Genomic DNA, 19,349 nt, shown 5'->3' with positions numbered 1-19,349 from the left:
GTTACTGTTGTCGCAACAACATATGGTGTCGATCGAGGCAGGTAGCCATGATGTATTCGTTCTTCGAATCGGCCGTGATCAAGGGCGATATCGCGAAGATCTGGGCGGTGGCCACCGATGTGACGCGATGGGCGGACTGGGACCCGCACGAGGAGAAGTCGCGGATCGACGGGGAGTTCGAAGCGGGGACCAAGGGGTGGGTGAAGCCGAAGGGCGCGCCGGCGGGGCCATTCACCATCACCGATGTGGTGGCGGGCGAATCCTGGACGAGCGAAGCGGGGCTGCCGTTCGGGAAGTTGCGCGGGCACCGGACCTATGAGCCGCTGGGCGACGGGACCGTTCGGGTCGCGGAACATGTGGAGGTACACGGGCCGATGGGGCCGCTGTTCCGATTGATCTGGGAGAAGGGGATGCGGGCCGATATGCCCAGGACGTTCGCCGCTCTGGAGCGGGAGGCACTGCGACGTGGATGAATCGCATGCCGCGCCGCGCGGGCCGCTGCGGAGTCCCGGATTCTGGTTGCACCACGCGGCGCTGGAATGGCGGGCGACGCTGGAACGGAATCTGCGGCCGCTCGGGCTCACACCCACCCAGTTCAATCTGCTCGCCTCGGCCGGATGGCTGGGACGGCAGGGGGAACTGCCGACCCAGCAGCAGATCGCCGATATGTCGGGGGCGGATCGCATGATGGCGTCCAAGGTGATTCGCGCGCTCGAGGAGCGCGGGTTGCTGCTGCGGCGACCCGATCCGGCGGACGCGCGCGTATTGCGGGTCGAGATCACGGCCGATGGTCGAGCCTTGGCGCGCAAAGCGATTCGGATCGCCGTCGAGACCGACGAGCAGCTCTTCGGCGCGAGCGGTGACGAACTCCGCGAGCGGTTGCGGCCCATCGCGGTTCATCGGCTGCCGCACTGACCGCACCGTCCGTTGTGGAGATCGCCCGCCGGGCCGGGGTCCGGCAGCGGCGGTCAGGATTTGACGAGGATCGCGCGTGGGTAGAGCAGGGAGAAGCCGCGGGCCTGGGCGTTCTGCTGGGATTTTGAGGCGGGCTGGGTGGTGATGGTGGCGATGTCGGAGCCGGCGGTGCGGGCGTCGGACAGGCGGGTGGCGAGCAGGGCGGTTTGGACGCCGTGGCGGCGATGTGTGGGAACTGTTGCCGCGCCGGTTAATTGAGCTATTCCGGCGGCGAGGCGCATGCTGGCGCCGCCGGCGGGGGCGTCGTTGTGGCGGGCCAGGTAGCGGGTTACGCCGGCGGCGGTGGTCAGGTCGCGCATGGCGGCGGCGATGATTTCGCGGGGGAATTCCTCGTGGGAGGCGATGCCCTGGGTGTCGGGGTGGGCGAAGCCGTCGGCGACCAGGGTGAGCCAGAGGTCGAATTCGGTGTCGTCGCTGGGGGAGACGACGACGCCGGGTGCGGGGGTGGGCAGGTCGGCGTCGGTGAGTGCCAGGCCGAGGACGTTCTCGAATCCGAGCAGCCGGTAGCCGCGGGCGGTCAGCAGGGCGCCGATCTCGGGGTCGGCGAGGTGGGAGAGCTCCACCTGGACGGGGGTGTCGCGCTTGGCGTACAGGGCTTCGATCTCGACGAGTTCACGCGTGGTGGGCACCCCGTCGAAGCCGAGGCCCGCCACTTTGTTGAGTGGTGAACCGGGTTCGGCGTAGGCGGCCACGCCGCCCGCGAGCGGGATGGCGAAACCCTGGCCGTCGCTCCGGCGGGCGTGGGCGGCGGCCGCGCCCTTGGTGATCAGATCCGTTTCCACGCCCTCGATGCGTGCGCCCAGCTCCATCCCGCAGAACAGCGTGCCCTGATCAGTCATGGCCCGAGCCTAGTTCGCGGCCGAACCCTGCCGCCTCCGGTTTTCCCGCCGGTCCGTAGGGTCGAGCCGTGGCTGTTGATCATGCGACCGGTCGGGACGCTGGGCTCGTCGTCGGGTTCGACCTGGATATGACCTTGATCGATTCCCGGCCGGGCATCGCCGCCGTCTGGGATGCGGTCGCCGCCGAAACCGGCGTGCCGATCGATTCCGCGCTCGCCGTGTCGCGGCTCGGGCCGCCCTTGCAGATCGAGGCCGCGCACTGGTTCCCGGAAGACCAGGTGCCGGGCGTGGTCGGGCGCTACCGCGAGCTGTACCCGGGGCTGGCCATCACGCCGAGCCGGGAACTGCCGGGCGTGGACGATGCGCTGGCGGCCGTGCACAAGGCGGGCGGCAAGGTCCTGGTGATCACCGCCAAGAACCAGCCGCAGGCGCAACTGCATGTGGATCACCTGGGGATGGATGTGGATGATCTCGTCGGCGGGGTGTGGGCGGAGGAGAAGGGCGAGGTGCTGCGCGCCCACGGCGCCCGCATCTACGTCGGCGATCACCTCGGTGATGTGCGCGGCGCGAAGGCCGCGGGCGCGATCGCGGTGGCGGTGACCACGGGACCGTATGCGGCGGAGGAACTCTCGGCCGAGGGCGCGGACGTGGTGCTGACCGACCTCACCGAGTTCCCGGCCTGGCTCGCCGGTCACCTCGACGCCTGACGCACGAAGCCGAATCCCCGCCCCCGGCGGCGCATTCGACGGCCCGCGCTCGCCCCTGTTCCCGGGCGGGCGCGGATGGTCTTTGACTTCACGGTGATTCGAACACTGTCGAGGCCCGCGGCGCGTAATTACTCTCTGGCGCACGGTCACGAGTATCAGCATGTTCGAGCCCCGGCTCGCTGATCGGCAACCCTCGCGCGGCGGTGGGGTGCCCCGGGTGACGACCAGGCGGTGTCCGACCGGGCATCGCAAGCGCTTTCAGGCCCGGGCGTCGCGTGGGTGAGTCACAGAGGAACAAGATGAGCAAGCAGTGGTCCGGGTCGCGTCGGCTCCGGCTGGTGGTGGGTGTCGCGTCGGCGGCGTTGGTGGCGGGTCTGACGGGGGCGTGCTCCGACAGTTCTTCCGCGGACAAGGGGACGGTCTACTTCGGGGTGTCGGGGCCCAAGACGGGCGCTTCGGCGGAGTACGGGCGGCTCTGGCAGCAGGGCTTCGACCTGGCCCTGGACGAGATCAACGCGGCCGGCGGGATCGACGGCAAGAAGGTCGAATTGAAGTGGGAGGATTCGCAATCCGACCCGAAGCAGACGGTGCCGATCGCCACCAAGTTCGTCGGCGACAACTCCATCATCGCGGAGCTGGGCGACTTCTCCTCGCCGGCCTCCATCGCGGCGTCGCCGGTGTACAACCGGGGCAAGCTGGTGCAGTACGGGTTCACCAACTCCTCCACCGATTTCACCAAGGGCGGGGATTACTCGTGGAGCCCGTCGATCACCCTGGACGTGTTCCAGGAGCGCAACGCCCAGTGGGTGTCGGCCAAGGCCAAGAAGGTTTCCGTGGTCTACCTCGAAACCGACTGGGGTAAGCAGGCTTTCAAGTTCTTCGAGCAGTTCGCGAAGGAGAAGGGCGTCGAGATCGTGTACTCCTCGCCGATCCTGCCCGACTCGCAGGACTTCCGTCCGGTGCTGATCAAGGGCCGCGACGCCAACCCGGACGCGTTCGTGCACTTGGGCTATGGCCCGGACGGCGCGCTCGTGGTGAAGCAGCTGCGCGATGTCGGCTTCGGCGGGCAGTTCTTCGGCGGGCAGAACACCCCGCAGTTCATCTCGCTGGCGGGCACCGCGGCCGAGGGCGACATCGTCAACGGCGTGTTCTCGGCCTCGGATCCGAACCCGAAGATCCAGGCGTTCGTCGGCAAGTTCAAGGCCAAGTTCGGCACCGATCCGGGCGATTTCAACGTCTACGCCTATGACGCGCTCAATGTGCTGGTCAAGGCCGCCAAGCAGGGCGGGGCGACCCGTGAGGGCATTCTGAAGGGCCTGCGCGAGATCAAGGACTTCGACGGCATCGGCCTGGGCACCTTCGCCTTCGACCAGGGCACGCGTCGTCCCAGCGGCGTGAAGCCGATCGAGCTGGTGCTGAAGAACGGGCAGTTCGTGCCCACCGGGAACAAGTAGATGTTCGACACGCTCATCGCGGGTCTGGTCCACGGCAATGCGTACGCGCTCATTGCCGTGGGCATCACGCTGATCTTCGGGGTCAGCAATGTCATCAACTTCGCGCACGGCGCGATCTTCGCCTTCGGGTCGGTGTTCGGCTGGTGGCTGATCGCCGAGCACGGGCTGCCGCTGTGGGCGGCGCTGATCCTGGTGGTGGGGGCGACCGCGCTGGTCGGCGTCGCCATCGACGTGCTGGCGGTGCGGCCGCTGCGGCGCGCGCCCGCCATCGCGGCGCTGCTGGCGACGGTGGCTGTCGGGCTGATCATCGAGAACGTGGTGGCCATCGTGTTCGGGCCGGACACCCGGCCGTTCCCACAGGTGTTGTCCACCAATAACTTCCGGCTCGGCGGGGTGCGGTTCGGCACCTCCGACGTGGTCATGTTCGCGATCACCATCACGGTGATGGCGGGGCTGTGGGCGTTCCTGCGCTACAGCCGGCACGGGCTGGCCATTCGCGCCACCGCGCAGGATCCGGACGCCGCCGCGCAGATGGGCATCGGGGTGGGGCGGGTGCAGTCGCTGGCCTTCGCCATCGCGTCCGGGCTGGGCGGGCTGGCGGGGATCTTCGTCGGGCTCTACAACTCGAATATCTCGCCGACCAGCGGCGGGGTGGTCGGGATGACCGGGTTCGTGGCGGCCACCATCGGCGGGCTCGGATCGATTCCGGGGGCCGTGGTGGGCGGTTTCGTGCTCGGGCTGGTGGAGGCGTTCGGGATCTACACGTTCGGGGACGGGTACCGGGACCTGATCACGTTCGGGCTGCTGGTGGTGTTCCTGGTGCTGCGGCCGGGCGGGCTGCTGGCGCGGCCGCCGGCCATCGAATCCGAGCCGCTGACCGGGACGTTCCTGGGGGCCGGACGGCAGCTGCGGGTGCGGTGGTGGCATGCGCTCATCGCGTTCGCCCTTGCGGGACTGGTGATTCCGGCGATCTCGAACGATTACGGCATCTCGGTGGGGACGCAGATCGTGGCGTACGCGATCATCGCGGTGTCCATGACGCTGGTCGCCGGGTCGGCGGGACAGCTGGCCATCGGTCAGGCCGGGCCCATCGCCATCGGGGCGTATACCTCTGCGGTGCTGACGGTTTCGCACGGCTGGTCGTTCCTGCCCGCGATCATCATCGCGGGAATCGTCGCGGCCGTGGTGTCTTCGGTGCTGGCCGCGCCGCTGTGGCGGCTGGGCGGGCACTATGTCGCGATCGCCACCCTGGGCATCGGCATCGTGACGGTGGCGTTGATCCGCAATTGGGAGCCGGTGACGCGCGGCAGTTACGGCATCTTCGGGATTCCCGCGCCGTCGCTGTTCGGGTTCGAATTCACCACGCACAAACAGATTTTCCAGCTGGAACTGGTGGTGCTGGCCATCGTGCTCGCGGTGATCGTGGGCGTGCAGCGGTCGCGGCTGGGCACGGTCATCAAATCGATCGGCGCGGACGAGGTGGCGGCGCGCTCGGCCGGTGTGCCGGTGCGCGACTACAAGGCGCTCGCCTTCGCCATCGCGGCGTTCTTCTCCGGGATCGGAGGGGCGCTGCTGGCGCACCAGTACTCCTACATCGATCCGACCGTGTTCAACCTGCCCATGTCGCTGCTGGTGGTGACCATTCTGGTGCTCGGCGGCACCTCGTCGCCGTACGGCGCGGTGCTCGGCGCGGTGGTGCTGATCGGCGCGCCCGAGGCGCTCCGGCTCGCACCCGAATGGCGAATCGTGTTGTACGGCTTGGTCTTGCTGCTCGTGGTCCGCTTCCGGCCGCAGGGCATCCTGGTGAGGAGGGAACGTGTCCCCGTCAACGCCTGAACCCGTGCTGCGGGTGACCGGCCTGCGCCGTTCGTTCGGCGGCGTGCATGCCGTGGACGGCATCGACCTGACCGTGGCGCCCGGCGAGTTCGTCGCGATCATCGGACCCAACGGCTCCGGCAAGTCGACCACCATCAACCTCATCTCCGGCGTCCTGAAACCCGACGCCGGGGAAGTCCTGGTGCGCGGCAAGCGAATCCGACCTGGCAAGCCCGAAGCCGCCGCGGCGGCCGGGCTGGCCCGGACGTTCCAGAACGGCCGCGTCTTCGGCAATATGACGGTTCGCGAGAACGTGGACGTCGGCTTGCAGACGACGCTAACCGCGTCTCGCCCGCTGCGCTCACTGGCGAATCTGCCGGTGCTGCGCTGGGTTTCGCTGCTCGCCGAACTGGCCGTCGCCCTGGTGCCGACGCCGACCGCGCGGGCGGAACGCACGGCGACCGCGGCCCGTATCGACGCGCAACTGGCCCGCTTCGGCGAACGCCTCACCCCGCGAGCCGAAAACCCCGCCTACACCCTCTCCTACGCCAACCGCCGCCGCACCGAGATCGCCCGAGCCCTGGCCTTGGAACCGGACCTGCTGCTGCTCGACGAACCCGCGGCCGGCATGAACCAGACCGAAACCGCCGAAATCGGCAAGCAACTGGCCGAACTGAAGGCCCAGGGCCAAACCGTCCTGCTGGTCGAACACAAGATGGACATCGTCCACGACCTCTCCGACCGCGTACTGGTCCTGGACGAAGGCCGCGTCATCGCGGAAGGCAAACCGGACGAAGTCCTCGCCGACCCCCGCGTCATCGAGGCCTATCTCGGCCGCAGCCGGGTGACGATCACCGCTGACTCGGAGGAAGGGAACGACGTCGACGGAGTCGATGAATCCGCCGAGGTACGGGGTGAAGGGAAGGTGACGGCGGATGCCTGAGAACGAGGGCGTGCCGCTGCTCGAATTCGATCGGGTGGTGGTGCATTACGGGCCGTCGAGGGCGCTCAATGAAGTCTCGTTGAAGGTCCATGCCGGTGAGATCGTTTCGCTGCTGGGCGGGAACGCGTCCGGGAAGTCGACGACTATGAAGACGGCGCTGGGGTTGTTGAAGCCGACCTCCGGGGCGGTGCGGATCGACGGGGTGGATGTCAGCAAGACGCCGCCGTCGGCGCGGATCGCGGCGGGGTTGGCTTCGGTGCCCGAAGCGCGGCGGGTGTTTCCGGCCATGACGGTGGAGGAGAACCTTTTCGTCGGCGGGTATATCCGGAAGGAGCGGCGGGCGGTGCTGGCGGCTCGGGCGGGGGAGATGTTCGATCATTTCCCGCGCTTGGCGGAGCGGCGGAGGCAGCGGGCGGGGACATTGTCCGGTGGGGAGCAGCAGATGCTGGCTTTCGCGCGGGCGTTGATGAGCAAGCCGCGGTTGATCTGCATGGACGAGCCGACCATGGGGTTGTCGCCGTTGTTCGTGGATCGGGTGCTCGATGAGATCGCGCGGCTGAACAAGGAACTCGGGCTGGCGATTCTGATCGTGGAGCAGCAGGCCGAACTGGCGTTGAGCATCGCGCACACGGCGAACGTGCTGCGGACCGGGGAGATCGTATTGCACGGTCCGGCAGCGGAATTGGTGGGCGATCCGGCGGTGCGGGACGCGTATCTGGGGAAGGTGACGGTATGAGTGTGCAGGGCACCGCGATCCGGCGGCTGGGGTTCTTCACCCGCCTGGTGCGCGCCGACGCGAGCGAGGATGCGGCGCAGGTGTACCGGGAGGCGCTGGAACAGTTCGAGCTGGCGGAACGGCTGGGCTACGACACCGCATGGGTGGCGCAGCATCATCTGGATCCGGCGGAGGGCGGATTGCCGTCGCCGTTCGTGTTCCTGGCGCACGCCGCCGCCCGCAACCCGAGACTGCGGCTCGGGACGGCCATCGTGACGCTGGCCCTCGAGGATCCGATCCGGGTGGCCGAGGACGCGGCGGTGCTGGACGTGCTCAGCGGCGGGCGGCTCGAATTGGGTTTCGGAGCGGGCGGTTCCAAGCACGCCTTCGAATTGTTCGAGCTCGGCGACGCGGACCGGCAGCGGGTGTACGCGGACAAGCTCGCGAAAGTCGTTGCCGCACTGGATGGCGCGCCACTGGTCGAGGATCGCGGGCTGAATCCGCCCGCAGGCGGTCTGCGTAATCGACTGTGGCAGGCCACTTTCTCGGCCGGCGGCGCGGAGCGGGCGGGCCGCGCCGGTGACGGGCTGCTGCTGTCGAAGGCGCAGCCGCGCGATGCCGCGAACGCGGACGCCACCCTGTGGGAAATCCAGCAGCCGCTGGTGGACGCCTACCTGAAGGCGCTGCCGGACGGCGTCGAACCCCGGATCGGTGCTTCCCGGGGCGTTTTCGTGGCCGACGATCACGACGCCGCCGTCGCCCTGGCCGAACGCGGCGCGGAACGTTTCCTGGAGCAGTTGCGCCGCAACCATGTCCCGGACCTCGCCACCACCGTCTCGGACGTGCTGCGCGACTCCTACTTCGGCACCCCCGGCGAGGTGGTCGAGCAACTCTCCGCCGACACCGCGCTGCTGCGCTCCACCGACTTCATCGTGCAGGTCCACCCGGTCGATCCCGGCCACGCGGCGACCCTGCGCTCCATCGAACTCATCGCCACCGAGGTTGCCCCGCAACTGGGTTGGCGAGCCGACGAAAGGAATCAGCAGTGAGCGAGGCGACTGCCGTCGCACCGGCCGAGGCCACCCCGGTGGCCGGCGACCGGTCCGGCGATGTGATCGACGCGGTGCTGGGCGACCACGCGGCCGCGGTGCGGGAACTGCGGCAGGCGCGACCCGCCGTGGTCGAGCACACCCAGGGCGTCTACGACGCGTTGTTCGACGGTCCCGCCGCCGAGTCGGTCGGCCGGGAACGTTTGGTCGCGGCCGCCGTGGCGGTCGCGGAACTGGCGGGCGCGCCCGAATTGGCCGCGCACTACGCCGGTCTCGGCACCACCCCGGCCGAGGGGGATCCGGTGCTGGCGGCCATCCTGCGCCATGCCGCGCGGGTCACCAGCGCTCCGGCGGCCATCACCCGCGCCGATATCGACGCGCTCGCCGCCGCCGGACTGTCCGAGCGCGACATCGTGACGGTCGCCCAGCTCATCGGATACGTGCACTACCAGGTCCGGCTGCTGGCCGGCCTCAGCCTGATCGGAGCGTCGCATGAGTGAGGTTCGCAGCGTCGAGATCGACCGGCGGCCAACCGGATTCACCCAGGAGCAGCTGGACTGGGTGCCGTGGGTGGAGCCCATCGTGCTGGCCGATGCCGACGACGCGCAGCGTCCGTTGCTGGAGGGTGACCGCGGTATCGGGCCGTACTTCCGGCTGCTGGCGCGCAATGCCGGCGTGCTGCGGCACCGTAGCGCGAACGACAAAGAAATCTTTTACGGCCGTACCGGTTTGGGGCGTGCCGAACGAGAACTCGCCGCCACCGTCACCTCCCGGCACAACGGGTGTGAATATTGCGCCTCCGTGCATTCCCGATTCACCACCGCGCTGTCCAAGCGCGGCGACGATGTGCAGCGTTTGCTGGACGAAGGCAATACCGTCCGCATCGATGAAAAATGGGATGCCGTAATCGATTTCGTGGACGCCCTGGCCGCCAATCCGCCGCGTGCGGAACAGGCGCACCTGGACCGGCTGCGCGCGGTCGGTTTCGGCGATACCGAGATTCACGATCTGGTGCTGTCCACCGCGTCGTTCTCGTGGGCGAATCGGCTCATGCTCACCCTCGGTGAACCGGAGGTCCCGCAACCTTCGGAGCCGTGACAAACGGTTCCAGCCATTTCCCGGCGCTCCGGTATCGCTTCGGCGGTGCCGGAGCGTTCGGCATTTCCGGGGAGTGGAATAACCGCAGGTGGAAGCGGTTTCCGCAAGATCGCGAAATAAACCTAGATTTTTCCTGGAAAACCTCCGCGCGAGTCATGGCGGTCGGTATGGTCCCGATAGCAAACAGTCAGTGACAGCACTGACCGCATAGTTCGAATCGGAGCACCACAATGACAGACCTCATCTCGGGCATCCTTTCCCAGACCATCCTGAAGCTGATCGCCAGCGGTTCGGCGAGCCTGTCGGCGAAGTAGCCACGGCGATGCCACCTTTCGGCTACTGCGCGGAAGCCGAGCGGGTGGTCGCGGGCCCGATCCATGACGAGGGGATCGGGCCCGTCGTCGTCTCCGGGGTGCGCCGGCGCTCCGGGGCTGGTCGCCACGCGCGTCGCGCCGACTCGCGGAATAAGTTCTAAAAATATCCTAGAAAAGTATTCCGTCCAGTTCGTCCGCTCTGTATCGTGTGGAACGGCAAACGATCAGTGACTTTCGGGTCTTTGCGACATCGGACCGCGTGTCTCCCCCCGGACCCGCGTTCCGAACCCGGGACAGTTCCCCTGCCTATACCCGCTGTCCCGGGTGCGTCGCAGTACCCGAAGTCATTGAGCCAACTTTCGGCTAACGCGCGGTAAGCCGAAGGAACAAACGAAGGGCCCGATCCATGACGAGGGGATCGGGCCCTTCGGTATTGTCTGGCGCAATGTCACAGGAAACGAACGCGGGAAGAATGTACGCCGGGCAGCCCGTAGAAGACCGGCAGCGGCAGCGTCGTGCGCGTTTTCTGGAGTCCGGGCTGACGGTGTTCGCGCGAGACGGATACGCCAACAGCTCCGTCGGCGCGATTTGCAAGGACGCCGGTCTCTCCTCACGGCAGTTCTACGAGGAGTTCACCGGTCGCGAATCGCTGCTGCTGGAACTCTACGAACAGATCGACCGGGAGTCGCGGGAAGCGGTGGCGGCCACCATCGCCGAGCAATCCGAGGCCAGCGCCGTGGACGTCATCGACGCCGCGGTCCGCGCCTACATCGAGTCGATCGGACGCGACCCACGCAAAGCCAGAGTCGCCCTCGTCGAAGTCGTCGGCGCGGGCCCCAAGGTCGAGAAGTTCCGCCTGGAACTCCGCCGAGCCTGGGGCGCGCTGCTCGCCTCCGCCGCCGAGGACGCCGCCATGCACGGCGAAATCCCGCCGGGCGACTACGAAATGCGCGTCCTCGCCATCATCGGCGCGGTCAACTACGTGGTCGACGCCTGGAGCGGGTCCGAACCCAGACCACCGCTGGACGACGTCATCGCCGTCCTGCGCCGCATCATCATGGGCGCCGTCAGCGCCTGAACCCACGCCGAATCCGGCATCCACCACAGCGAATTCGCACCCGTTTCCCCTGCCCGGGGACGGGTGCGAACTAGTTCCGGCGGGTAGCGTGCCGCGCATGGAGACTGTGCCGATCCAGATGCCGGACGGAACCGCGGTGAAGGTGCGGCTGATTCCGGCGCGCGGGGCGCACCGGCATCCGATCACGCCCGACGCGCCGCGACCGGTGGTGGTGATCGTGCCGGGGCTGGGCGTGCCCGGGGAGTACTACTCGCTGTTCGGATCGCCCTTGGCCGCACGCGGGTTCGACGTGGCGCTGCTGGAGCTGCGCGGCAACGGGGACAGCCGGCCGAATCCCGCCTCCGCCTACGGGTATCAGGAGCTGGTGGCGGTGGACTTCCCGGCCATGTTCGAGGTGGTGCGGGAACGGTTCCCGGACAGCACGCCATACCTGCTGGGGCACAGCATGGGCGGGCAGCTGGGGGTCATGTACGCCTCTCGCATCCGCGGGCGCCTGGGCGGGCTGATCCTGGTCGCCTCGGGCACGCCGTATCACCGGGGATTCCACGGCTTGACCGGGACCGGGCTGCGGCTCGGCAGCGCGGCCGTCTCGCTGACCGCCAATCTGGCCGGATTCTGGCCCGGGAACACGCTGCCCGCAGGCGGATTCGGCCGGCAGTCGAAGCAGCTGATCGCCGATTGGGCGCGTTTGGCGCGCACGGGCAGGTTCCAGCCCGCCGGCGCCGATATCGACTACGAGGAGCGCATTCGGAGGCTCAAACTGCCGGTTCTGTCGATCACGCTGACCGGAGACGAGCTGACTCCGCAGAATTCGGCCGGCCATCTGCTCGACAAACTGCCCAACGCCAAGGTCACCCGCTGGCACAACCCGGAGTCGCTGGGCCACAACGGCTGGATCAGCGATCCCGAATCCACCCTCGACTACGTCGAAAAATGGCTTCGGGACCGCTGATTCGGCGACCGTGCTCCCGTAGCTGCGACCACTCCCGCGGGGTTTCAGGGGCTTGCCCCTGAGAGCTACGAGAGTTGTCCACCACCGTGGGCACTCAGGGCGTGGTGCGGTCGATCAGCGTCTGGGTGAAGAATTCGTAGATGAGCGCCGCTTGGAAGGCGGACTGCTTGTTGTCCGCCGCGCCGCCGTGCCCGCCCTCGATGTTCTCGTGGTACCAGATCGGGTGACCCTGGGATTCCAAGAGCGCGGCCATCTTCCGGGCGTGACCGGGGTGGACGCGGTCGTCGCGGGTGGAGGTGGTGAGCAGGATCGGCGGGTACTTCGCCTCCGGATCGGTGTTCTGGTACGGCGAGTACTTGGCGATGTACTCCCACTCCTCCGGCTTGTCCGGGTCGCCGTACTCGGCCATCCAGGACGCGCCCGCCAGCAGCAGGTGGTAGCGCTTCATGTCGAGCAGCGGCACCTGGCACACGATGGCCCCGAACAACTCCGGGTAGCGGGTCAGCATGACGCCCATCAGCAGACCGCCGTTGCTGCCGCCGACCGCGCCCAGCTGGTCGTGGGTGGTGATGCCGCGCGCCACCAGATCCCGGGCGATGGCCGCGAAGTCCTCGTAGGCCTTGTGGCGGTTGGCCTTCAGGACGGCGGTATGCCATTCGGGGCCGTACTCGCCGCCGCCGCGGATATTGGTCATCACCCAGGTGCCGCCGCGTTCCAGCCAGCCCATGCCCGACGCGCCGCTGTAGGCGGGCGTACGCGACACCTCGAAACCGCCGTAGCCGGACATGATGGTCGGCCCGGGCACGCCCTTGCGATCGCGGTGCCGGATCACGAAATACGGGACCATGGTGCCGTCGTCGGAGCGGGCGAAGAACTGCTCGGTCTCCACCCCGTCGGCGTCGAAGAACTCGGGTTCGCGCTTGAGCACCTCGGTGGCGCCGCCGACCGAGGCCGACATGAGCGCGGTCGGGCTGGTGAAACCACTGGTGGAGAGCATGAATTCGTCACCGCCCTCGAGCGGATCCAGGTTCATGACGCTGGTGGTGGCCATGGGCGGGGCGTCGGCCAGCGGCTCGCACACCCAGCCGTCCGGGCCGGGGGTCAGCACGTGCAGTTCGGTCTGCACATCGGCCAGGGTGATGAGCAGCAGGTGGTTCTCGGTCCAGCCGTAGCCGTGCAGCGAGGTGTGCGCGTCGGGGGTGAACAGGACCTCGAAATCGCGTCCGCCGGCGAGGAATTCCTCGAAGTTCAGCGCCAGCAGGGCGCCCGCCGGATAGTTGCTGCCGTTCACCTCCCACGGTGACTTCAGGCGCACCAGGAACCAATCCTTGTACCAGGATTCGGAGGCGTCGGTGGGGACGTCGATATGGCGCAGCGAACCGTCGGCTTCCAGCAGATAGACCTCTTCGTTGAAGAAGTCGGTGGCGCGGCCGATGAAATGGCGTTCGTAACCGGGGGTGCGGTCGTAGCCGGCCGAAACCGCTACATCGGACATTTCGCCCTCGAATACGGTTTCGGCTGCCGCCAAAGGGGTTCCGCGCCGCCAGCGCTTGGCAATGCGCGGATAACCGGAATCGGTCAGCGAGCCGTCGCCGAAATCCGTTCCGACATAGACATTGTCGTCGTCGATCCAGCGGATCTCGGATTTCGCCTCGGGCAGGTAGAAGCCATTGTCGGCCGGATCGATGAAAGCCTTTGCCTCGATATCGAATTCGCGGACCACCTTGGCGTCCGCGCCGCCGCGCGACAGGCTGATCAAAGCCCGGCGCTGTTCCGGGCGCAGCACCGCCGCGCCGCCCCACACCCAGTTCTCGTCCTCGTCGCGAGCGAGGGCGTCGAGGTCGATCAGCACCTCCCACTCCGGCTCCGCTTTCGCGTATTCGGCGAAGGTGGTGCGCCGCCACAGGCCCTTCGGGTGATCGCCGTCGCGCCAGAAGTTGTAGAGCCAGCGGCCGCGCCGGCCCGGGTAGGCGATACGGGTGTCGGTGTCGAGCATGGCGAGGATGCGGGACTCCAGGCCGCTGAACCGGTCCGAGGAGGCGAACCTCTCGACGACCACGTCATTGTGCGCTCGTGCCCAGTCCAGGGCGCGATCGCTCGTCACTTCCTCGAGCCACAGGTACGGATCTGTCACGCTCTCTCCAACACCGGTCATGCCCACATTGTTGCCGAGCACGGCGTTCGCTGGTCGCGAACCCTGGGAGTGGGGGCTTCGCCCCACACCCCCGTGGGGTGAATAAGGGACTCCGGGGGCCAGGCCCCCGGACCCCCGGATTGCCCTGGACCCCATGAAGCCTCCGAATTCCTGGATTCCCAGGACGGGTTTATCCGAGGCGGACGAGCATCTTGCCGGTGTTCAGGCCCGAGAGGACGCCGAGGAAGGCGGCCGGGGCTTGTTCGAGGCCCTCGTAGACGGTTTCGCGGGTGCGGAGGGTGCCGTCGGCTAGCCAGCCGGCGGCGCGGTCGATGTATTCGGGGAAGCGGTCGAAGAAGCTGGTGACCAGCATGCCGCGGAGGGTGATCTCCTTGGTGGCGGCCAGGTAGAGGTCGGGGGTTTGTTCGGTTGTCGCGCCGTTGTAGCCGCTGATCGCGCCGACCAGGGCGATGCGGCCGCCCGGGCGCATGACTTCGATGGCGGCCTTCAAGTGGTCGCCGCCGACGCTGTCGAGGTAGACATCGATGCCCTCCGGCGCGGCGGCCTCCAGCTGCTCCTGCAGATTCCCGGCCCGGTAGTCGATGGCCGCGTCGAAGCCGAATTCCTCCAGCAGCAGGGCGGTTTTCGCCGCACCGCCCGCCGAACCGATCACCCGCTTCGCGCCCAGCGCCTTGGCGAGCTGCCCCGCGACGCTGCCGACCGCGCCCGCCGCCGCCGAGATGAAAACGGTGTCACCCGGCTTGACCTGGGCGACCTCGGTGAGCGCCGCGTAGGCGGTGAGCCCGGTGGTGCCGAGCACGCCCAGGTAGTGCTGGGGCGAAGCCAGTTCGGTGTCGATGACGGTGGCCGTCGCGGCGTCGACGACGGCGAACTCCCGCCAGCCCGCGAAGTGGGTCACGGTGGCGCCCACCGGAATATCGGACCGGGACTCGACGACCTCGCCGACGGCGGAACCGTCCAGGGCCGCGCCGAGCTGGAACGGCGGGATGTAGGACTCCTTGTCGTCCATCCGGCCGCGCATGTACGGATCGACCGACATCCAGGTGTTCCGGACCAGGATCTGACCGTCGGCGAGCTCGGGCAGTTCGCGCTCCACGAGCGCGAAGTCGGCCGCCGTAGGCGCGCCGTCCGGGCGGGCCGCGAGCTGGATTTCCTTACTGGTGTGGAACTGAGTGGTCATGTTGCACAACCCTTTTCGTTCTTCCGGCCGATGTGCCCGGCCTGCTGAAGAGAACTTTATTTCCGCACCCGGCCCGTTCCCAGGTCCCGCGATGCCACCACCCGGCCCTCCGGCGCCAGCTTCTCAGTGGGCGCGGGTGGGTGCTGCGCCGGTCCAGCGGTGGAAGGCTTTGCGCAGGGCGCGGTCGTCGGCGAAGCCGAGCCGGGCGGCCACCGATGTCGTCGTATTTCCCTCTGCCAGTAGAGATGTGGCCCGCTCGTAGCGGATCAGGTCGACCTCGTGTCGCCAGGTCGTGCCGGCGTCGGCCAGCTGGCGTTGCAGGGTGCGGCGGCTGAGGAGGAGGCGGTGGGCTACTGCGTCCAGGGTGAGGTCGCCGGTGTCCAGCGCCGCGCGCAGGGCGATCCGGAAGGCTTCGAGGGGGCCGGGAATCGCTTTCGAGCTGGAGAGAACCAGGTCGGCGTGGCTGCGGAGGAGGTCGCCGAGGATGGGGTCGGCGCGGTGCAGGGGTGCGGTGGCGTCGGCGGCGGCGAAGGTGATGCTGTCGGTGGCCGCGCCGAATTCGATGGCGGCGGTGCCGAAAGCGTCGATCAGGAGCGAATGGTGTTGGGGGGCCGCGTGTCCGAAGGTGACGCGTTTGGCGCGGACGGGGCGGCCGGTGGCTTCGCGGGCGCGGCGCAGGTAGTAGGCGAGGACGTATTCGTTGACCACGGCGGCGACGCGGGGATCGCCCGCGGTGGTGCGGTAGCCGACGGTGAGATCGCCGTCGGCGTGCAGGTCGAAGCCTTCGCCGGCGGCGGTGACGACCCGGTGGTAGGGCTGGGCGGCGCGCAGGGCATCGGCGAAGGTGGCCCCGGTGGTCACCAGGTAGTCCCAGGTGGTGAGGGCGCCGAGCGGGGCCGTCGCGACCACGGCGAGGCCCGCGCCCGCCGCCGGTCCGGCGTGAGCGATCAACTCCCACAGGCGGATCAGCGAGTGCAGCGGGATGCGGTTGAGTTCGCCGGTGAGGGTGGCGTCGTCGAGTCCGTGCACCCCGGCCAGCTGCGCGGTGTCGACCCCCGCCCGGACCGCGGCATCGCGAACCAGCCGGATGAGCTGGGTCGAAACCGTGCCGTCGAGCGTGTCCACGCGCCTCACCTTAGTGAGCGGGCATTTCCGCACCGGTCAGTAGGATTGCGGATTCGGAGACCGAGTCCGCGAGGAGGTCCGGGTTGTCGCATCCGGCGATCGTCATGCCCCGGCTGTGGGAGCAGCACTGCTGCCCGCCCCTGCTGCCCACCGCCGATATGGGTGAGCTGGGCCGGTATCCGCTCGGCTCCTACCTGTCGATCAATATCGGCTACGCCCCGCACTCGGCGGCCGACGCCCGCGCGCTGGCCGAGCAATTCCGCCGGGATGCCTTGGCGGACGGCCGTTTCCGCATGGTCTCGGGCGCCGAGGACGCCTGGCCGGAGCCGGGCGCCGACACCGTCGACGACACCAGCGTGCTGGCCTTCGATCTCGAGGACTCCAATCCGCTGGACGGCGATCTCGACAATGTGGACGTGTTCCACGAGCTGGGCCTGCGTTCCCTGCTGCCCACCTACAACACCCGCAATGCCGCGGGCTGCGGCTGTCTCGACACCGAGGACACCGGGCTGACCGCCTACGGGCGCGATCTGATCGGGGTGCTCAACGAGGTCGGGGTCTTCGCCGACGGCTCGCACTGCTCGGTACGGACGGGCTTGGACATCGCGCGCGTCAGCACCGTGCCGATGATCTACAGCCACTCCAATTTCGCCGCCCTGCACGCGCATCCGCGCAATATCACCGACGATCAGGCCCGCGCCTGCGCCGAGACGGGCGGCGTCATCGGCATCAACGGGGTGGGAATCTTCCTGGGGCACAACGCACCTGACGAAGGCGCCGAGCGGGTGCGCGCCATGGCCGATCACATCGCCTACGGTGCGGAGCTGGTCGGCATCGAGCACATCGGGATCGGCTCCGACTATTCCTTCGACGCCGACGAGTTCAACGCCATGCTGGCCGACAGCCCGGAGAGCTTCTCCGAGGAGTACACCCGCTACGGCCAGCTGCAATGGACGCCGCCGGAGGATTTCCTCGGCGAGTCCGGCTTCCCGGGCCTGAACCAGGTGCTGGCCGAGCGCGGTTTCTCCGACGCCGATCGCGCCGCCGTGTTCGGCGGCAATTTTGCGCGGGTCGCCCGCAAGGTCTGGCACTAGACTCGTTGCCGAGTGTTCGCTGTCCGTCCTGCCCAACCGATTCGAGAGGGATGACCGGATGACCGCACAGCTCGAACCCATCGTGACCAAGTTCGTGGACGCGGTGAACGCGCACGATTCCGACGCCTTCTTCCGGACCCTGGCCGCCGACGCCAGCATGTCCGACGACGGGCAGGAGCGGAATCTGGCGCAGTGGACCGAGTCCGAGATCTTCGCCACCAATGGCCGGATGAAGATCGAATCCGTGACTTCGCCGACCTCGTTCGTGGCGGACTACAGCAATGATCGCTGGGGCGCGATGCGGACCGCCTGGAAGTTCACGCTGTTCGACGGACTGATCAGTCGGTTCGAGACCGGGCAAGCCTGAGTCCCGCTGTGTCCGCGCTCTCACCGAGGCGGGGGATGGATGAGTGAGCGCGCGGCAACAGGGCTAGTCTCGGGGGCGTGACTTCCCACTACGATGTCGTCGTTCTCGGCGCTGGTCCCGGCGGTTACGTCGCCGCGATCCGCGCCGCTCAACTCGGCCTGCGAACAGCGATCGTCGAGCAGAAATACTGGGGTGGCGTGTGCCTGAACGTGGGCTGCATTCCCTCCAAGGCACTGCTGCGTAACGCCGAACTGGCCCATATTTTCACCAAGGAAGCCAAGACCTTCGGCATTTCCGGCCAGGCGAGCTTCGACTTCGGCGCGGCGTTCGACCGCAGCCGCAAGGTGGCGGACGGCCGCGTCAAGGGCGTCCACTTCCTGATGAAGAAGAACAAGATCGACGAGTTCGACGGTGCGGGCACCTTCGTCGATGCCAACACCCTGTCCGTGGCGCTGAGCAAGGGCGGCACCGAGACGGTCACGTTCGACAACGTGATCATCGCGACCGGCACCGTCACCAAGCTGCTGCCCGGCACCTCCCTGTCCGCCAATGTGGTCACCTACGAGGAGCAGATCCTCACCCGTGACCTGCCCGGCTCGATCCTGATCGTCGGCGCGGGCGCCATCGGCATGGAGTTCGGCTACGTCCTCAAGAACTACGGCGTGGACGTGCGCATCGTCGAATTCCTCGACCGCGCGCTGCCGAACGAGGACGCCGACGTCTCCAAGGAGATCACCAAGGCGTACAAGAAGCTCGGCATCACCATCACCACCGGTGCGGCCGTGCAGTCCATCGACGACGACGGGTCCAAGGTCACCGTCGCCATCAAGGACAACAAGTCCGGCGCCATCGAGACCGTCACGGTCGACAAGGTGCTGCAGGCCGTCGGCTTCGCCCCGCGCATCGACGGCTACGGCCTCGACAAGACCGGCGTGCAGCTGACCGATCGCGGCGCCATCGCCATCGACGACTACATGCGCACCAATGTGCCGCACATCTACGCCATCGGTGACGTCACCGCGAAGCTGCAGCTCGCGCATGTCGCGGAAGCGCAGGGTGTGGTGGCCGCGGAGACCATCGCGGGCGCGGAGACCATGCCGCTCGGCGATTACCGCATGATGCCGCGCGCCACCTTCTGCCAGCCGCAGGTCGCCTCCTTCGGTCTCACCGAGGAGCAGGCCCGCGCCGAGGGTTACGACGTCAAGGTCGCCACCTTCCCGTTCACCGCGAACGGCAAGGCGCACGGTCTCGGCGACGCCCAGGGCTTCGTCAAGCTCATCTCCGACGCCAAGTACGGCGAACTCGTCGGCGGCCACCTGATCGGCCCCGATGTCTCGGAGCTGCTGCCCGAGCTGACCCTGGCCCAGAAGTGGGACCTGACGGTCAACGAGCTGGCTCGCAACGTCCACACCCACCCGACGTTGAGCGAAGCGCTGCAGGAAGCCATCCACGGCCTCGCCGGCCACATGATCAACTTCTGATCGACGGC

General features: G+C 68.0%; 19 protein-coding genes and 1 riboswitch. Of the genes, 15 read left to right on the top strand and 4 right to left on the bottom strand.

Features of this window, described 5'->3' with window-relative positions:
* The first annotated feature begins 47 nt into the window (after window positions 1–47).
* On the top strand, window positions 48–473 hold the full coding sequence (locus NY1_RS22970) for an SRPBCC family protein (protein WP_067716909.1): 426 nt from the start codon (window positions 48–50) through the stop codon (window positions 471–473).
* Window positions 466–915: a MarR family winged helix-turn-helix transcriptional regulator gene (locus tag NY1_RS22965; RefSeq protein WP_067716906.1), complete on the top strand. Its 450-nt coding sequence runs from the start codon at window positions 466–468 to the stop codon at window positions 913–915. The genes NY1_RS22970 and NY1_RS22965 overlap by 8 nt, the downstream gene beginning before the upstream one ends.
* A 53-nt stretch (window positions 916–968) precedes the next feature.
* Here the strand turns inward: NY1_RS22965 and NY1_RS22960 are convergent, their stop codons facing one another.
* Window positions 969–1,796 (bottom strand): GNAT family N-acetyltransferase, encoded by an 828-nt coding sequence (locus tag NY1_RS22960; protein ID WP_067717047.1) that lies wholly within the window; start codon window positions 1,794–1,796, stop codon window positions 969–971.
* Window positions 1,797–1,882: 86 nt separating this feature from the next.
* Between NY1_RS22960 and NY1_RS22955 the strand changes: the two genes are divergently transcribed.
* The 10 genes from NY1_RS22955 (at window position 1,883) to NY1_RS22910 (ending at window position 11,939) form a co-directional block, all read left to right on the top strand.
* On the top strand, window positions 1,883–2,521 hold the full coding sequence (locus NY1_RS22955; protein WP_233434437.1) for an HAD family hydrolase: 639 nt from the start codon (window positions 1,883–1,885) through the stop codon (window positions 2,519–2,521).
* Between the two features lie 144 nt (window positions 2,522–2,665).
* Window positions 2,666–2,782: riboswitch (SAM riboswitch) on the top strand.
* A gap of 38 nt (window positions 2,783–2,820) precedes the next feature.
* Window positions 2,821–3,975 carry an ABC transporter substrate-binding protein gene (locus NY1_RS22950; protein ID WP_067716903.1) on the top strand — a complete coding sequence of 385 codons (1,155 nt, stop codon included), beginning with the start codon at window positions 2,821–2,823 and terminating at the stop codon, window positions 3,973–3,975.
* Complete coding sequence (locus NY1_RS22945; protein ID WP_067716901.1) at window positions 3,976–5,811, top strand: ABC transporter permease; 1,836 nt, start codon at window positions 3,976–3,978, stop codon at window positions 5,809–5,811.
* Window positions 5,792–6,733: an ABC transporter ATP-binding protein gene (locus NY1_RS22940; RefSeq protein ID WP_084535234.1), complete on the top strand. Its 942-nt coding sequence runs from the start codon at window positions 5,792–5,794 to the stop codon at window positions 6,731–6,733. The genes NY1_RS22945 and NY1_RS22940 overlap by 20 nt, the downstream gene beginning before the upstream one ends.
* Window positions 6,726–7,469: an ABC transporter ATP-binding protein gene (locus NY1_RS22935; RefSeq protein WP_067716898.1), complete on the top strand. Its 744-nt coding sequence runs from the start codon at window positions 6,726–6,728 to the stop codon at window positions 7,467–7,469. Before NY1_RS22940 ends, NY1_RS22935 begins: the two co-directional genes overlap by 8 nt.
* Window positions 7,466–8,497: a putative FMN-dependent luciferase-like monooxygenase gene (locus tag NY1_RS22930; RefSeq protein WP_067716895.1), complete on the top strand. Its 1,032-nt coding sequence runs from the start codon at window positions 7,466–7,468 to the stop codon at window positions 8,495–8,497. Before NY1_RS22935 ends, NY1_RS22930 begins: the two co-directional genes overlap by 4 nt.
* The gene (locus tag NY1_RS22925) at window positions 8,494–8,997 is read left to right on the top strand and encodes a hypothetical protein (RefSeq protein WP_084535233.1); all 504 of its coding nucleotides are present in this window, start codon (window positions 8,494–8,496) and stop codon (window positions 8,995–8,997) included. The genes NY1_RS22930 and NY1_RS22925 overlap by 4 nt, the downstream gene beginning before the upstream one ends.
* On the top strand, window positions 8,990–9,595 hold the full coding sequence (locus tag NY1_RS22920) for a peroxidase-related enzyme (protein ID WP_067716892.1): 606 nt from the start codon (window positions 8,990–8,992) through the stop codon (window positions 9,593–9,595). The genes NY1_RS22925 and NY1_RS22920 overlap by 8 nt, the downstream gene beginning before the upstream one ends.
* Before the next feature lie 759 nt (window positions 9,596–10,354).
* Window positions 10,355–10,987: a TetR/AcrR family transcriptional regulator gene (locus NY1_RS22915; RefSeq protein WP_233034285.1), complete on the top strand. Its 633-nt coding sequence runs from the start codon at window positions 10,355–10,357 to the stop codon at window positions 10,985–10,987.
* Between the two features lie 97 nt (window positions 10,988–11,084).
* A complete protein-coding gene (locus tag NY1_RS22910; RefSeq protein ID WP_067716887.1) occupies window positions 11,085–11,939 on the top strand; it encodes an alpha/beta hydrolase family protein in 855 nt (284 codons plus the stop codon).
* Between the two features lie 94 nt (window positions 11,940–12,033).
* Here the strand turns inward: NY1_RS22910 and NY1_RS22905 are convergent, their stop codons facing one another.
* The 3 genes from NY1_RS22905 to NY1_RS45150 form a co-directional block, all read right to left on the bottom strand.
* Complete coding sequence (locus NY1_RS22905) at window positions 12,034–14,094, bottom strand: prolyl oligopeptidase family serine peptidase (protein ID WP_067717038.1); 2,061 nt, start codon at window positions 14,092–14,094, stop codon at window positions 12,034–12,036.
* A 169-nt stretch (window positions 14,095–14,263) separates the two neighbouring features.
* The gene (locus NY1_RS22900) at window positions 14,264–15,274 is read right to left on the bottom strand and encodes an NADP-dependent oxidoreductase (RefSeq protein WP_067716884.1); all 1,011 of its coding nucleotides are present in this window, start codon (window positions 15,272–15,274) and stop codon (window positions 14,264–14,266) included.
* Between the two features lie 123 nt (window positions 15,275–15,397).
* Complete coding sequence (locus NY1_RS45150) at window positions 15,398–16,399, bottom strand: AraC family transcriptional regulator (RefSeq protein ID WP_267888433.1); 1,002 nt, start codon at window positions 16,397–16,399, stop codon at window positions 15,398–15,400.
* A 104-nt stretch (window positions 16,400–16,503) separates the two neighbouring features.
* Here NY1_RS45150 and NY1_RS22890 point away from each other — a divergent pair, with 104 nt between their 5' ends.
* The 3 genes from NY1_RS22890 (at window position 16,504) to lpdA (ending at window position 19,341) form a co-directional block, all read left to right on the top strand.
* Complete coding sequence (locus NY1_RS22890; RefSeq protein WP_067717036.1) at window positions 16,504–17,493, top strand: dipeptidase; 990 nt, start codon at window positions 16,504–16,506, stop codon at window positions 17,491–17,493.
* A gap of 58 nt (window positions 17,494–17,551) precedes the next feature.
* On the top strand, window positions 17,552–17,860 hold the full coding sequence (locus NY1_RS22885) for a hypothetical protein (RefSeq protein ID WP_067716877.1): 309 nt from the start codon (window positions 17,552–17,554) through the stop codon (window positions 17,858–17,860).
* A gap of 77 nt (window positions 17,861–17,937) precedes the next feature.
* Entirely contained in the window at window positions 17,938–19,341 is a 1,404-nt protein-coding gene (gene lpdA / locus NY1_RS22880; RefSeq protein ID WP_067716874.1) for a dihydrolipoyl dehydrogenase, read from the top strand.
* Window positions 19,342–19,349: the final 8 nt, after the last annotated feature.

Origin of the sequence: Nocardia yamanashiensis NBRC 100130, assembly GCF_001613325.1 — a bacterium.
Taxonomy (GTDB): domain Bacteria; phylum Actinomycetota; class Actinomycetes; order Mycobacteriales; family Mycobacteriaceae; genus Nocardia; species Nocardia yamanashiensis.
This window is presented reverse-complemented; position numbering and strand designations above follow the sequence as displayed.